Consider the following 12889-nt stretch of genomic DNA (forward strand, 5'->3'; position numbering starts at 1 on the left):
GCTCCGGCCCGCCCGCCGGCCCGTCAGACCGGCCGGGAGGCCAGCTCCCTGGCCGCGCGGGCGCAGGCCCGCGCGATCCGGTCCTCGTTGACGGTGGTCAGCTCGCCCTTCTCGACCACGGCGTTGCCGTTGACGAACAGCGTCGCCAGCGGCGGCAGCGCGCCGAAGGTCAGGGCGGCGACCGGGTCGGCGATCGACGAGTGCATGACCCCGTCGATCTTCCACAGCGCCAGGTCGGCCAGCTTGCCGGCCTCGATCGAGCCGATCTCGTTCTGCCGGCCGAGCACCCGGGCGCCGCCCATGGTGCCCAGCCGCAGCGCCTGGCGCCCGGTCAGCGCGGTCGGGGAGCCGTGCAGCCGGTTGATCAGCAGCGCGTTGCGCAGCTCGGTGCCCAGCTCGCCGGACTCGTTGGAGGCGGTGCCGTCCACCCCGAGCCCGACCGGGACGCCGGCCTTCAGCATGTCGGGCACCCGGGCGATCCCGGCGGCCAGCCGGGCGTTGGAGGACGGGCAGTGCGCGACACCGGTGCCGGTCTCCGCGAACTTGGCGATGTCGGAGTCGTTCATGTGGACGCAGTGCGCCATCCAGACGTCCTCGCCGAGCCAGCCGACCGACTCGAAGTAGTCGGTCGGCCCCATGCCGAACAGCTCCTTGCAGAACTGCTCCTCCTCGGCCGTCTCCGAGCCGTGGGTGTGCAGTCGGACGCCCTTGCGGCGGGCGAGTTCGGCGGACTGCCGGAGCAGGTCGGTGGAGACCGAGAACGGCGAACAGGGCGCCAGCGCGACGTGCAGCATCGAGCCGAACGAGGCGTCGTGGTAACGGTCCACGGCGGCCTCGGAGGCGGCCAGGATGTCGTCCAGTTCCTCGACGGCGTGGTCCGGCGGCAGGCCGCCGTCCTTCTTGCTGCGGTCCATCGAGCCGCGCAGCGCGGTGAAGCGCAGGCCGAGCTCCTGGACGGCCTCGATCGAGGCGCCGAGGACGTCCCCGCCGTCCTTGGGGAAGACGTAGTGGTGGTCGGAGGCGGTGGTGCAGCCGGACTTGAGCAGGGCGGCGGCCGAGCCCTGGCTGGCGGCGTGCACGAGCTTCTCGTCGATCCGGGCCCAGGTCGGGTAGAGGGCGACCAGCCAGTCGAAGAGGATGTCGTCCTGGGCGAGGCCGCGGGTGATCCACTGGTAGAAGTGGTGGTGGGTGTTGACCAGGCCCGGGGTGAGCAGGTGGCCCTCGCCGTTGATCCGGCGCACCACGTTGTCCAGCCACTGCGGGGCGGGGCCGTCGCCGACCGACTCGATCCGGTTCCCGAGGATGACCACGTGGCCGCGGGCGTACTCGGTGTCGGTGGCGTCGACGGTGGCGATCGAGACGTTCTCGATCACGATCCGCTGGTCGGCGGGCGGGGGCTGGACTGCCATGGTGTGACTCCTATGGGGGAGGGCCAGGAGGGGCGTGCACCGAGTGGTGCGCGCCCCCGCCCGGACCGGTCAGGACGGTGTCGTCAGGACGGCGTCGCCGTCGGTACCGTCGCGCCGGAGGCCTGCCCGGTTCTGGATCCGGACCCGGACCCGGACCCGGGCCCGGATTCGGCTTCGGGCCCGGCCCCGGAGGCGGCCCGACGGGCGGCTCCGACGTGGTGGAAGAGCAGGTTGAGCAGGACGGCCATCACGCAGCCGGCCGAGATCCCCGAGTGCATCAGGGTCCGGACCGCCTCCGGGAAGGCGTCGTAGAAGGTCGGCACGGCGATCGGCACGATGCCGACACCGAGCGAGACCGACACCAGGATGGTGTTGGCGCTGGACTCCATGCCGGCCTCCGCGAGGGTGCGGATGCCGCTCGCCGCGACGGTGCCGAAGAGCACGATCCCGGCGCCGCCGAGGACGGGCTGCGGCACCAGGGAGACGACCGACCCGAGCACGGGGAACAGCCCCAGCAGGATCAGGATGCCTCCGCCGGCCGCGACCACGAAGCGGCTGCGGATCTTCGTCAGCGCCACCAGCCCGATGTTCTGGGCGAAGGCGCTGGCCGCGAAGCCGTTGAAGACGGGGCTGAGCGCGGTGGCCAGTCCGTCGGCCCGCAGGCCGGCCGCGAGCGTGGGTTCGTCGGCCTCGCGCCCGACGATCTTCCCGAGGGCGAGCATGTCGGCGGTGGACTCGGTCATCGAGACCACCATGACGATGCACATCGAGACGATCGCGGCCGCGTCGAACATCGGCGCGCCGAAGTGGAACGGGGACGGGAGCGCGAAGACCTTCGCGTCCTGGACCGCGCCGAAGTCGGCCAGCCCCAGCGGGAAGGCGATCAGGGTGCCGAGCGCCAGGCCGATGAGCAGGGACAGCTGCTGCCAGAAACCGCGCAGCAGCCGGTTGCAGAGCACCACCGCGACGAGGGTGATCGCGGCGAGCCCGACGGCCCGCATGGAGCCGTATCCGGGGGCGCCCGGCGAACCGCCGCGCGCCCAGTTCACCGCCACCGGGAGCAGGGACACCCCGATGAGGGTGATCACGGTGCCCTGGACGACCGGGGGGAAGAACCGGATGAGTTTGCAGAAGTACGGTGCCGCGAGGAAGCACAGGAGCCCCGCGACGATCACCGCTCCGAAGATCACCGGGAGGGCGTCCTTCGGTCCGTGCTCCTTGGCTATGGCGATCATGGGCGCGACGCCCGCGAACGACACGCCGTTCACGAACGGCAGCCGCGCGCCGATCCGCCAGATGCCGAGGGTCTGGAGGAGGGTGGCCAGTCCGGCGGTGAACAGGCTGGCCGAGATGAGCAGGGCGAGGTCGGCGGCGGAGAGCCCGACGCCGGCGCCGACGATCAGCGGGGGTGCGACGACCCCCGCGTACATCGCGGCGACGTGTTGGAGCCCGGTGGAGAACAGCTTCACCGGGGGCAGCACCTCGTCCACGGGGTGGGGCCCGGACCCGGACGGCCCGCCGGCGAGGCGGGTTGAGGTGCCGTTCGGGTCTGGGGTTCTTGCCGGGGTGGAACCGCCGTCGTTACTGCTGGTGTTGCTGGGTGCCATGTCGAGCCCCTCTTGTGCCCGTGGCTCCCGGCGCGCCCGTGGCGCTGGAGACCCCCCGAGGGCGGGACGGCGGAGCAAGGATCCCTCGGGGCGCTTCTCCAGTGCCCCGGGCCGGCCGCCGCGAGGCAGACACGAACTCCGGTTGGTGGGGGTGGAGAAACAGGTGCAACGTGAACTGGTGCGGGTGGTGGGTGAGTTGCCGGTGGTGCCGATGGTGCGGTCCGCCCGCACCCGACCGGTCGGTACGGACCGGAGGATGCGGCGATTCCGGGCGGAGTGCAGGCGTCCGGTGTGGGGGGAGGTCAGGCGACCGGGATGACCGGGACGACGCCCTCGCGGTGCACGGTGCCCTCGATCAGGCCGTACATGCGGTCCGCCGCGTAGTAGACCTCGTTCTCGTTCTTGAGGCCGAAGGGCTCCAGGTCGACCAGGAAGTGGTGCTTGTTGGGCAGTTCGAGGCGGACCTCGTCCACCTCGGCGCGGTTGTTGAGGACCCGGGTGCCCATCGAGTGCAGGGTCTGCTGCAGCGAGTAGGAGTAGGTCTCGGCGAACGCCTCCAGCATGTGCCGCTTCACGTGGGTGTAGGAGCGGTTCCAGTTGGGCTGGGCCTCGCCGTCGCGACCGCTGTAGCCGTACTTCCAGCGGGCGGTGACCTGGGTGGCGAGGATGCGGTCGTACGCCTCCTGGAGGGTGGTGTACTTGTCCTTGATGTAGCCCCAGAACTCCGAGTTGGTGGAGTTCAGGACGACGAGGTCCTTCAGGCCGGAGATGACCTGCACGCTCTCGCCGTCGTAGACGACCTCGGTGGTGCGGGTCTCCTGGCCGTTGCGGACGAAGGAGTGGCCGACCTCCTCCGAGCCGATGAAGCGGGCCGAGCTGTCCGGCGTCCGGATCCGGTCCCAGGAGTACTCCTCGATCCGGATCCGGGCGCTGTGCACGACGCCGCGCTCGGTGTCGTCGACGAAGTGCCGGGCCAGCAGGATGCCGAAGGCCTCGGCCGAGTCGATCCCGTACTCCTTGGCGAAGGCGTAGACGGTGTTCTTGGTGGTGTCGGTGGGAAGGCAGTTGGCGTTGGACCCGGTGAGGTGGACGTCCTCGAACTCGCCCTGGAGGGAGACCGAGACGTTGAGGTCCTTGATCTCGTGCCGGGTGGAGTCGCGGTAGACCCGGACGATGCGGTTCTCCGCCTTGCCGTACTGGTTCTGACCGAGTACGTGGGCCATGACAGGCTCCTAAGCTTCCAGGTCGGTCTACTAGCTTCCGCGGTAGACCGAGTATCCGAACGGGTTCAGCAGCAGCGGCACGTGGTAGTGGTGCTGCTCGGGCGCGACCGTGAAGACGATCGAGACCTCGGGGAAGAACGGCGGCTCCGCGGACTTCGGCGCGTAGTACGCGGCGGTGTCGAAGAGCAGCCGGACGACCGAGCCCGCCTCCACGGCCGGCAGGTCCTTGACCCGGCCGTCGGAGTCCGTGGCGGAGGTGCCGAGCACCTTCCAGCCACCCTCGGTGTGCAGTGCGAGCTCGACCGGGACGCCCTCGGCCGGGCGGCCGAGGCTGGTGTCGAGCACGTGGGTGGAGATGCCAGTCATGGGTGAGGTGACCTTACTGATGGCAGAGGTGATGGTGCGTCAGGTCGCGGCGTCGACCGTTCCGGGCGGGTTGGCCCGTCCACGAAGTATTCCTGACGGTGCGTCAGGAGACGTCGAGGAGGCGGTTGAGCCGGATGTCGTTGATCTTGCGCAGCTCGCCCCGGACGATCTCCGCCTCGGTGGCGGGGTCGTTGGGGTGGCGCTCGCGCAGGGCCGCGAGCATGGTGGCCGCGGTGCGGCCGGTCGCGCAGATCAGGAAGACGTGGCCGAACTTGGCCTCGTAGGCCGCGTTGGCCGCGTGCAGTTCGTCGAGGACGGCCCGGTCCACGCCCTGGATGCCGGCCTGCTCCCGCTCGGAGGTGGCGTCGCCCGCTCTGGGCTGTCCGATCCGGGCGTGTCCGGCCATCGCGTCGCGCAGGTCCGCGTCGGTCAGTCCGGCCATCGCCGCCGCGTTGGCGGCGAGCAGGGCCTCGCGGTCGGACCAGGGGTTCGCCTCCGCGATCGCGGCGGCCCAACGGGGGCTGGAGCATATCTCCAGCAGGATCTCCGCCAGTTCCGCGGCATCGGTCGCGGCCAGGGCGTCAAGGGCGTGGGGGTGGTTGGTCACGGGTGGACCTCCTGAAGAGTGGTGCCACCCGGAAAAGCTAGATCGGCCCCACCCGGCCGTCAACAGTTTGTTGAACGGTTGGTGGTTACGTTTTGAACCGGGCCGCGCTGCGGGGCCCTTTCGTGTGCGATTCGCCAAGTGTGCCCCGCCGTGGGCCGATCCGGACAGGCCGGCGTCGACGGGGTCACTCCTCCGCCCGGGTGGTCCCGGGGTGATCGCGCTCCGTTCAGGAGGGCTTCGAGCCGTCCTGGCGGTTCAGGTAGTTGTACACGGTGAACCGGCTGACGCCCAGGGCGGAGGCGACCGTCTCCACCCCGTGCCGGACGGTGAAGGCGCCGCGCTCCTCCAGCAGCGCGACGACCCGCTGCTTCTCCCAGCGGTCCAGCTCGGCCAGCGGGCGGCCGTCGAACTGGCGGGCCATCTCGGTCAGCAGCCGGTCCAGCGCACTGCTCAGGTGCGGCAGCCGGACGGCCAGGGCCGGGGTGCCCTCCCACTCCAGGACGACGTCCTCGGCCTTGGCCTCGTCCAGGGGGACGGGCGTCGCGCCGACCGCGTCCAGCAGCGGCTTGACCGCCGCGGCGAGCGGGTGTTCCACGTGCTCGGTCACGGCGTACCGCCCTCCTCGCCCAGCAGGCTGATCTGGACGGAGATGCGGGTCGCCCCGGCGTCCAGGGTCTCCCGGAGCAGGCGGGTCACCGCGGCGAGAACCTGGTCGGCCTCGCCCTCGGCGCCGGTCCCGAAGGGGCCGACCGACACGTCCAGGCCGGCCTCGTCGACGACCTTGCGGGCCGCGGCGGCGTGCTCCGGGAACGTGTCCAGTTCGAACGGTTCTGTCGTGAACTCCACCATCAATCGCACGTGCTCACTGTATCGAGCGGGGCCGGGCGGATGCAGGGGCTGGGTGATCGAACAGGCGCGACCCCGGGGTGCGGGCGACCCGGGACCTCTTCAACAAAATGTTGCGGCAGCCTTGACACCCGCTCGGCGGGGCGGAGATGCTTCCACCACACAGAATCCCTCTTCCGGATCGTGGAAGTTGCGGATGAAGGAAGAGAGAGTGAGAGGTGATGGACGTGACGGCGGCTGCCAAGCACGGCTTCACGGTCAACCTGTCGATCCTGTTCGGCGAAGTCCCGCTGCTGGAGCGCCCCGCGGCCGCGGCCGCGGCCGGCTTCACGGCCGCCGAGCTCTGGTGGCCCTTCGGTGCCGAGCACGACCCGAGCCGGGCCGAACTGGACGCGCTGCGCAAGGCGTTCAGCGACGCGGGGGTCCGGCTCACCGGCCTCAACTTCCTGGACGACCTCAGCCTGGGCGCCCGGGGCACGGTCTCGGTCCCGGCCGAGCGGGAGCGCTTCCGCGCCAACGTCCCGGTCGCCGCGGAACTCGCCTCCTCGCTCGGTGCCACCGCGCTCAACGCGCTCTACGGCAACCGGATCGAGGGCGTCGAGCCGGCCGAGCAGGACGCGCTCGCCCTGGAGAACCTGGTGCTCGCGGCCCGCGCGGCGCACGGGATCGGCGCCGTCCTGCTGATCGAGGCCCTGAACCGGGCCGAGTCCCCGGACTACCCGCTGGTCTCCGCGGCCGCCGCGGTCGACGTGGTCGACCGGGTCAACGCCGCCACCGGCCTGGGGAACGCCAGGTTCCTCTGCGACCTCTACCACCTGGCCAAGAACGGCGAGGACCTGGCCGCGGTCATCGACACGTACGCCGACCGGATCGGCCACGTGCAGATCGCCGACAACCCGGGCCGCAACGAGCCCGGCACCGGCGAACTGGACTTCGAGGACCTGTTCGCCCGGCTCAGCGCCGCCGGCTACACCGGCTCCATCGGCCTGGAGTACCGGCCCTCCACCGGCGTCAGTGCCGACAGCTTCGACTGGCTGCCGCGCGAGCTGCGCGCGGCCCGGTAGCCGCCGTCGGGCGGCGTCCAGCGCCCCGCCGCCCGGTCGGCGAACCCGGTCGGCCGGCGCCCCGCGCCGAGCACCGCGCCGCCCGGCGGGCCCGCCCCGCCACCCCTCCCCACCCGCACACGTAAGGAACCGTCGCGATGAGCGCCTCCCGCAAGATTGCCTTCGTCGGTCTCGGCATCATGGGCAAGCCCATGGCCGTCAACCTGGTCAAGGCCGGCCACCACGTGACCGGCTTCGACCTCTCCCAGGCCTCGATCGACACCGTGGTCGCGGCCGGCGGCCACGGCGCCGCCGGCATCGCGGACGCGGTGAAGGACGCCGAGGTCGTCATCACCATGGTCCCGGCCGACCCGCACGTCGAGGCGGTCATCCTCGGTGAGGGCGGCGTCCTGGAGAACGTCAAGGCCGGCACCCTGGTGATCGACATGTCCTCGATCACCCCGCAGACCTCCATCAAGGTCGGCAAGGCCGCCCGGGAGAAGGGCGTGCGCACCCTGGACGCCCCGGTCTCCGGCGGCGAGGCCGGCGCGGTCGAGGCGGTGCTGTCGATCATGGTCGGCGGTGAGGCCGCGGACTTCGCCGAGGCCAAGCCGCTCTTCGACGCGCTGGGCACCACGGTCGTGCACGTCGGCCCCGACGGCGCCGGCCAGACCGTCAAGGCCGCCAACCAGCTGATCGTCGCGGTCAACATCCAGGTGCTCGCCGAGGCCGTGGTGTTCCTGGAGAACGCCGGGGTCGACCTCGCCGCCGCGCTGGACGTGCTCGGCGGCGGCCTGGCCGGATCCACCGTGCTGAACCGCAAGAAGGCCAACATGCTCGACCGCGAGTTCGCCCCCGGCTTCCGGATCGACCTGCACCACAAGGACATGGGCATCGTCACCGACGCCGCCCGCGCCGTGGGCGCCGCGCTGCCGGTCGGCGCCGTGGTGGCCCAACTGGTCGCCTCCGCCCGGGCCAACGGCGACGGCTCGCTCGACCACTCGGCGCTGCTGCGCGGCGTCGAGCGGCTCTCGGGCCGCGAGGTGGCGTAGCACCGGGCCGGTGCGGCGCCGGGGTGCGTGACGCCCCTGCGATGCCGCACCTCCCGCAAGCTCCTCCTGGTGGCGTGTACCTGAACCGGTCGTGCCCGCGCCACCAGGAGGCCAGACCCGACCGGCGGTCGGGCCGGGGCTCATCCGCCCGCCCGCCGGTCGATCCAAGCCGGTGACGCGCACACCCTCCCCCGGGGGCACTTCGGTCGTGCCTGTTGCGTGTCGCCTGGCCCCCTCCCCGCCGAGGGGAGCCCCTCGTACGTCGGAAGCGGGACGAGGGGAACGGCGGGGAGGGGGTCGCACCACCCCCTTCCGGTGCCCGGAGGGGGCGCACCACCTCCTTCCGGCCCGGACGGGGGCGCACCACCGCTCTCCGGTGCCCGGACCGGCACCACCGCTTTCCGGTGCCCGGACCGGCATCACCGCTCTCCGGCGCCCGGATCGGCACCGCCCGGCCGGGGGGCTCGCCTCCGGTCGGCCACCGGACCCATGCTTGTCGAACCACTGCCAGACCCCGTACGGAAGTGAGGACCACCGATGCCCCCCACCCCCCACCAGGGCCACGTGGTCGTAGCGCCGGACAAGTTCAAGGGCACCCTGGAGGGCGCCGAGGCCGCGGCCCGGATCGCCGCCGGCATCCGGCGCGCCGCGCCCGGCACCGAGGTGCGCGAACTGCCCGTCGCCGACGGCGGCGAGGGCACCCTGGCCGCGGCGCTCGCGGCCGGCTTCGCCCGCGTCCCGGCCAAGGTGGCCGGCCCGACCGGCCTGCCGGTGGACGCCGCGCTGGCCGTCCGCGGCGACACCGCCGTGGTCGAGCTGGCCCAGGCCTCCGGGCTGGCCCGGCTGCCCGGCGGCCGGACCGCCCCGCTGGCGGCCGGCTCCTACGGCGTCGGCCAGCTGATCGGCCGGGCGGTGTCGATGGGCGCCAAGCGGATCGTGCTGGGCCTCGGCGGCAGCGCCTGCACGGACGGCGGCGCCGGCATGGTGCAGGCGCTCGGAGTCCGGCTGCGGGACGCCGATGACGTCGAACTCCCGCCCGGAGGAGCCGCGTTGCGCCGGCTGGACCGGATCGACCTCGGCCCGCTGGCCGAGCTGCTGACCGGGGTGGAGGTCGTGGTCGCCTGCGACGTGGACAATCCGCTGCTCGGGCCGCGCGGCGCCACCGCCGTCTACGGCCCGCAGAAGGGCGCCGACGGGGACGACCTGGTGGTCCTGGAGCAGGGGCTGACCCGCTTCGCCGACCGGGTCGCCGCGGCGACCGGACGGGACGTCCGGGAGGCCCCCGGCGCCGGGGCCGCGGGCGGGGTGGGCTTCGCGGCCCTCGCCCTGCTCGGCGCCACCATGCGAGCCGGTATCGAGCTGCTGCTCGAACTGCTGGGTTTCGACGGGGCCGTGCGTGGGGCACGCCTCGTCGTCACCGGTGAGGGCTGCCTGGACGCACAGACGCTCCACGGCAAGGCCCCCGCCGGAGTCGCCGCGGCGGCTGCCCGGGCGGGGGTTCGGGTGGCCGCCGTGGCGGGGCGGCTGGAGCTGTCCGAGCCCGAGTGGCGGGCGGCCGGCTTCACCGCCGCGATCGCCCTCACCGACCTCGCCGAGCAGCCGGGGGACAGCCTGACCAGGGCCGGTGAGCTGGCCGAGACGGCGGGGGAGCGGCTGGCCGAAGCCCTGCTGTCGGGCTGATCCCTCGTACGTTCCTCCATTGACGTTTTGTTGAAGCCGGGCCTAGGCTCCCGGCAATCCTTCGGTTCCCACCCACTCCGACCACCGCGGGCGCCGCCCCGCGCCGCGTGGTCCGGTGTGCCGCCGCGTACCCCCATCGCCCCAGATCCAGGTCTTCGGAGGTCCCCATGCCGTTCCGCCAGCCAGCGGTGATCCGCTCCCGCCGGGCGGTGCTGCCCGACGGCGAGCGCCCCGCGGACGTGCTGATCCGCGACGGCCGGATCGAGCGGGTCGCGGCGTACGGCTCGCTCACGGCCGGCGCCGGCGACCTCGCCGGCCGCGGTGACGGTGACCTCGTCGACCTCGGTGACACCGCCCTGCTTCCCGGCCTGGTCGACACCCACGTGCACGTCAACGAGCCCGGCCGGACCGAGTGGGAGGGCTTCGCCACCGCCACCCGGGCGGCCGCGGCCGGCGGCGTCACCACGATCATCGACATGCCGCTCAACTCCGTCCCGCCCACCACCACGCCCGCCGGGCTGGAGGTCAAGCGGAAGACCGCCGAGGGCCAGGCCTGGGTCGACCTCGGCTTCTGGGGCGGGGCCGTCCCCGGCAACGTCCCCGACCTCGAACCCCTGCACCGGGCAGGCGTGTTCGGCTTCAAGAGCTTCCTCGCCCCGTCCGGCGTCGACGAGTTCCCGCACGTCGAGGCCGCCGACCTGGAGGCCGCCCTGGCCGAGCAGGCCCGGCTCGGGGCGCTGGCGATCATCCACGCCGAGGACCCGGCGGTGCTGGCCGCCGCCCCGCAGCAACCCGGCGTCCACTACCGGGACTTCCTCGCCTCCCGGCCGGCCGGCGCGGAGACCGCGGCGGTCGCCCGACTGCTCGACACCGCCCGGCGCACCGGCGCCCGGGTGCACATCCTGCACGTCTCCTCGGCCGCCGTGCTGCCGCTGCTGCGCCGGGCCCGCGCGGACGGCGTCCAGGTCACCGCCGAGACCTGCCCGCACTACCTGACCCTCGCCGCCGAGCAGGTGCCGGACGGCGACACCGCCTTCAAGTGCTGCCCGCCGATCCGCGACGAGGCCAACCGGGACGCGCTCTGGGAGGCCCTGGCGAACGGCGAGTTCAGCGCCGTGGTCTCCGACCACTCGCCGTCCACCCCCGACCTCAAACTGCTGCCCGAGTACGGCGGCAGCGGCGACTTCGCGGCGGCCTGGGGCGGCATCGCCTCGCTGCAACTGGGCCTGCCCGCGGTCTGGACCGAGGCCCGCCGGCGCGGCCACCGCCTCGCCGACGTGGTGCGCTGGATGTCCTCCGGGCCGGCCGCCCTGGTCGGCCTCACCGGCACCAAGGGCGCCATCGCGGCGGGCTGCGACGCCGACCTGGTCGCCTTCGACCCCGACGGCGAGTTCGCCGTCCACGCCGCCGAGTTGCACCACCGCAACCCGGTGACCCCGTACGCCGGAAGGACGTTGAGCGGCGCCGTCCGCACCACCTGGCTGCGCGGCCGGGCGGTGGACACCGGCGCCGAGCCCTTCGGCCGTCAGCTGGCCCGTCCCGTCAACCCCCCTGCCACCGAAGGTTCCTGAGACGACACCGTTCCGCAACGACACCGTTCCGCAGCGACACCGTTCTGTGGCGACACCGTTCCGCAGCGACACCGTTCTGTGGCGACACCGTTCCGCAGCGACACCGTTCCGTAACGACGCCGCCTCCCGAACCGACCGGCTTCCCGAACCGCAACCTTCTTCCGAGGAGAGTCAGTGACCACTGTCGACACCCCGAGTGCTTCCTTCACCGAGCTGGTCAACCTGGCCTCCCGGCTGCTCGGCGCGGGCGTCGTCGCCACCAATGAGGACACCTTCGCGGACGCCGAGAACCTGCTGCTGGCCCAGCCCGCCGAGTTCCGCCCGCACACCTTCGGCAACAAGGGCCAGATCATGGACGGTTGGGAGTCCAAGCGCCGGCGCGGAGTCTCCGCCGACCAGCCGCACCCCACCGACCAGGACCACGACTGGACGATCGTCCGGCTCGGCGTCGGCGGCGTGATCCGCGGCGTGATCGTCGACACCGCCCACTTCACCGGCAACTACCCGGAGAGTGCCGTGGTCGAGGCGGCCGCCGTCCCCGGGCACCCCTCGCCGGAGGAGCTGCGGGACGCCGACTGGACCGTCATCGTGCCGCGCACCCCGCTCCAGGGCGACACCGCCCACGAGTTCGCCGTCCAGGACGACGCCCGCTACACCCACGTGCGGCTGAGCATCTTCCCGGACGGCGGCGTCGCCCGGCTCCGGGTGCACGGCGAGGTGCTGCCCGACCCGCGCGAACTGGACGGCCTCACCTTCGACCTGGCCGCCCAGGAGTACGGCGGTGTGGCGGAGGCGGCGTCCGACCGCTACTTCTCCTCCCCGCACAACCTGAACGCTCCCGGTCGCGCCTCCGTCATGGGCGAGGGCTGGGAGACCCGGCGTCGGCGCGACAAGGCCAACGACTGGGTGCAGATCGCCCTGGCCGGGGGCGGTGAGGCCCTGGCCGTCGAGGTGGACACCACCCACTTCGTCGCCAATGCCCCCGGCTGGGCCGACCTGATCGGCTTCGACGCCTCGACCGGACAGGACCCGGCCGAGGGCGAGTGGTTCGAGATCCTGCCCCGCACCCGGCTGCAGCCCGACACCCGGCACCGTCTCCGGCTCGACGTCGGCCGCCCGGTGACCCACGTGCGGATCAACGTCCACCCGGACGGCGGGCTCGCCCGCCTCCGGCTCACCGGACGCCTCACCGAGGCCGGCCGCGCGGCCCTCGCGCTGCGCTGGTTCAACGCCGTCCCGGCCGCCGAGGCCGCCGGTGCGCTCACCGAGGCGGGCCTGACCGCCGAGGAGGCCGCCGCGCTGGCCGCCGCCCGCCCGCTGGCGGACCCGGCCGCGGCCACCGCGGCGGTCGCCGGTCTCCGGCCGGCCGACGGCCCGGACGGCGAGCACTCCGCCCGCCGCCGCTCGGCGCTGTGGCGCCTGCTGGGCGTCTGAGCGCCCCGCGCGCCCGGCCGGCCCCCCTCCACGCACTGCCTTCACGCACCG

General features: G+C 73.1%; 12 protein-coding genes. 5 read left to right on the forward strand and 7 right to left on the reverse strand.

Annotation, left to right across the window (positions count from 1 at the left end):
* Positions 1–23 precede the first annotated feature (23 nt).
* From AB0O91_RS19745 to AB0O91_RS19775, 7 genes are all read right to left on the reverse strand, one after another.
* Positions 24–1409, reverse strand: coding sequence for an 8-oxoguanine deaminase (locus AB0O91_RS19745; protein WP_363434659.1), 1386 nt, complete (start codon positions 1407–1409; stop codon positions 24–26).
* An 83-nt stretch (positions 1410–1492) separates the two neighbouring features.
* Complete coding sequence (locus tag AB0O91_RS19750; RefSeq protein ID WP_363434662.1) at positions 1493–3016, reverse strand: nucleobase:cation symporter-2 family protein; 1524 nt, start codon at positions 3014–3016, stop codon at positions 1493–1495.
* 302 nt (positions 3017–3318) lie between these two features.
* Positions 3319–4239: a factor-independent urate hydroxylase gene (gene pucL, locus AB0O91_RS19755; RefSeq protein WP_363434665.1), complete on the reverse strand. Its 921-nt coding sequence runs from the start codon at positions 4237–4239 to the stop codon at positions 3319–3321.
* A 30-nt stretch (positions 4240–4269) separates the two neighbouring features.
* Positions 4270–4605 (reverse strand): hydroxyisourate hydrolase, encoded by a 336-nt coding sequence (uraH, locus tag AB0O91_RS19760; protein ID WP_363434668.1) that lies wholly within the window; start codon positions 4603–4605, stop codon positions 4270–4272.
* 103 nt (positions 4606–4708) lie between these two features.
* Complete coding sequence (gene uraD / locus AB0O91_RS19765; RefSeq protein WP_363434671.1) at positions 4709–5212, reverse strand: 2-oxo-4-hydroxy-4-carboxy-5-ureidoimidazoline decarboxylase; 504 nt, start codon at positions 5210–5212, stop codon at positions 4709–4711.
* Between the two features lie 226 nt (positions 5213–5438).
* Positions 5439–5819 carry a helix-turn-helix domain-containing protein gene (locus AB0O91_RS19770; RefSeq protein ID WP_363434674.1) on the reverse strand — a complete coding sequence of 127 codons (381 nt, stop codon included), beginning with the start codon at positions 5817–5819 and terminating at the stop codon, positions 5439–5441.
* Positions 5816–6070 (reverse strand): thiamine-binding protein, encoded by a 255-nt coding sequence (locus tag AB0O91_RS19775; RefSeq protein WP_363434676.1) that lies wholly within the window; start codon positions 6068–6070, stop codon positions 5816–5818. The genes AB0O91_RS19770 and AB0O91_RS19775 overlap by 4 nt, the downstream gene beginning before the upstream one ends.
* Positions 6071–6279: 209 nt before the next feature.
* Between AB0O91_RS19775 and AB0O91_RS19780 the strand changes: the two genes are divergently transcribed.
* The 5 genes from AB0O91_RS19780 (at position 6280) to alc (ending at position 12838) form a co-directional block, all read left to right on the forward strand.
* Complete coding sequence (locus tag AB0O91_RS19780) at positions 6280–7122, forward strand: TIM barrel protein (protein ID WP_363434967.1); 843 nt, start codon at positions 6280–6282, stop codon at positions 7120–7122.
* Between the two features lie 137 nt (positions 7123–7259).
* Positions 7260–8153: a 2-hydroxy-3-oxopropionate reductase gene (locus AB0O91_RS19785; RefSeq protein WP_363434679.1), complete on the forward strand. Its 894-nt coding sequence runs from the start codon at positions 7260–7262 to the stop codon at positions 8151–8153.
* Between the two features lie 537 nt (positions 8154–8690).
* Positions 8691–9833: a glycerate kinase gene (locus AB0O91_RS19790; protein WP_363434682.1), complete on the forward strand. Its 1143-nt coding sequence runs from the start codon at positions 8691–8693 to the stop codon at positions 9831–9833.
* 167 nt (positions 9834–10000) lie between these two features.
* Positions 10001–11404, forward strand: a complete 1404-nt coding sequence (gene allB, locus AB0O91_RS19795) for an allantoinase AllB (RefSeq protein ID WP_363434685.1) — start codon at positions 10001–10003, stop codon at positions 11402–11404.
* A 174-nt stretch (positions 11405–11578) separates the two neighbouring features.
* A complete protein-coding gene (gene alc / locus AB0O91_RS19800) occupies positions 11579–12838 on the forward strand; it encodes an allantoicase (RefSeq protein ID WP_363434688.1) in 1260 nt (419 codons plus the stop codon).
* Positions 12839–12889 lie beyond the last annotated feature (51 nt).

The sequence above is a fragment of the Kitasatospora sp. NPDC089797 genome (assembly GCF_040684795.1).
Lineage (GTDB): Bacteria > Actinomycetota > Actinomycetes > Streptomycetales > Streptomycetaceae > Kitasatospora.

Excerpts from the sequence above, each read along its gene's own strand:
- AB0O91_RS19785 (WP_363434679.1), top strand. The coding sequence starts at position 7,260 with ATGAGCGCCTCCCGCAAGATTGCCTTCGTCGGTCTCGGCATCATGGGC.
- AB0O91_RS19750 (WP_363434662.1), bottom strand. The coding sequence starts at position 3,016 with ATGGCACCCAGCAACACCAGCAGTAACGACGGCGGTTCCACCCCGGCA.
- pucL (WP_363434665.1), bottom strand. The coding sequence starts at position 4,239 with ATGGCCCACGTACTCGGTCAGAACCAGTACGGCAAGGCGGAGAACCGC.
- AB0O91_RS19790 (WP_363434682.1), top strand. The coding sequence starts at position 8,691 with ATGCCCCCCACCCCCCACCAGGGCCACGTGGTCGTAGCGCCGGACAAG.
- AB0O91_RS19780 (WP_363434967.1), top strand. The coding sequence starts at position 6,280 with ATGGACGTGACGGCGGCTGCCAAGCACGGCTTCACGGTCAACCTGTCG.
- uraH (WP_363434668.1), bottom strand. The coding sequence starts at position 4,605 with ATGACTGGCATCTCCACCCACGTGCTCGACACCAGCCTCGGCCGCCCG.
- AB0O91_RS19745 (WP_363434659.1), bottom strand. The coding sequence starts at position 1,409 with ATGGCAGTCCAGCCCCCGCCCGCCGACCAGCGGATCGTGATCGAGAAC.
- allB (WP_363434685.1), top strand. The coding sequence starts at position 10,001 with ATGCCGTTCCGCCAGCCAGCGGTGATCCGCTCCCGCCGGGCGGTGCTG.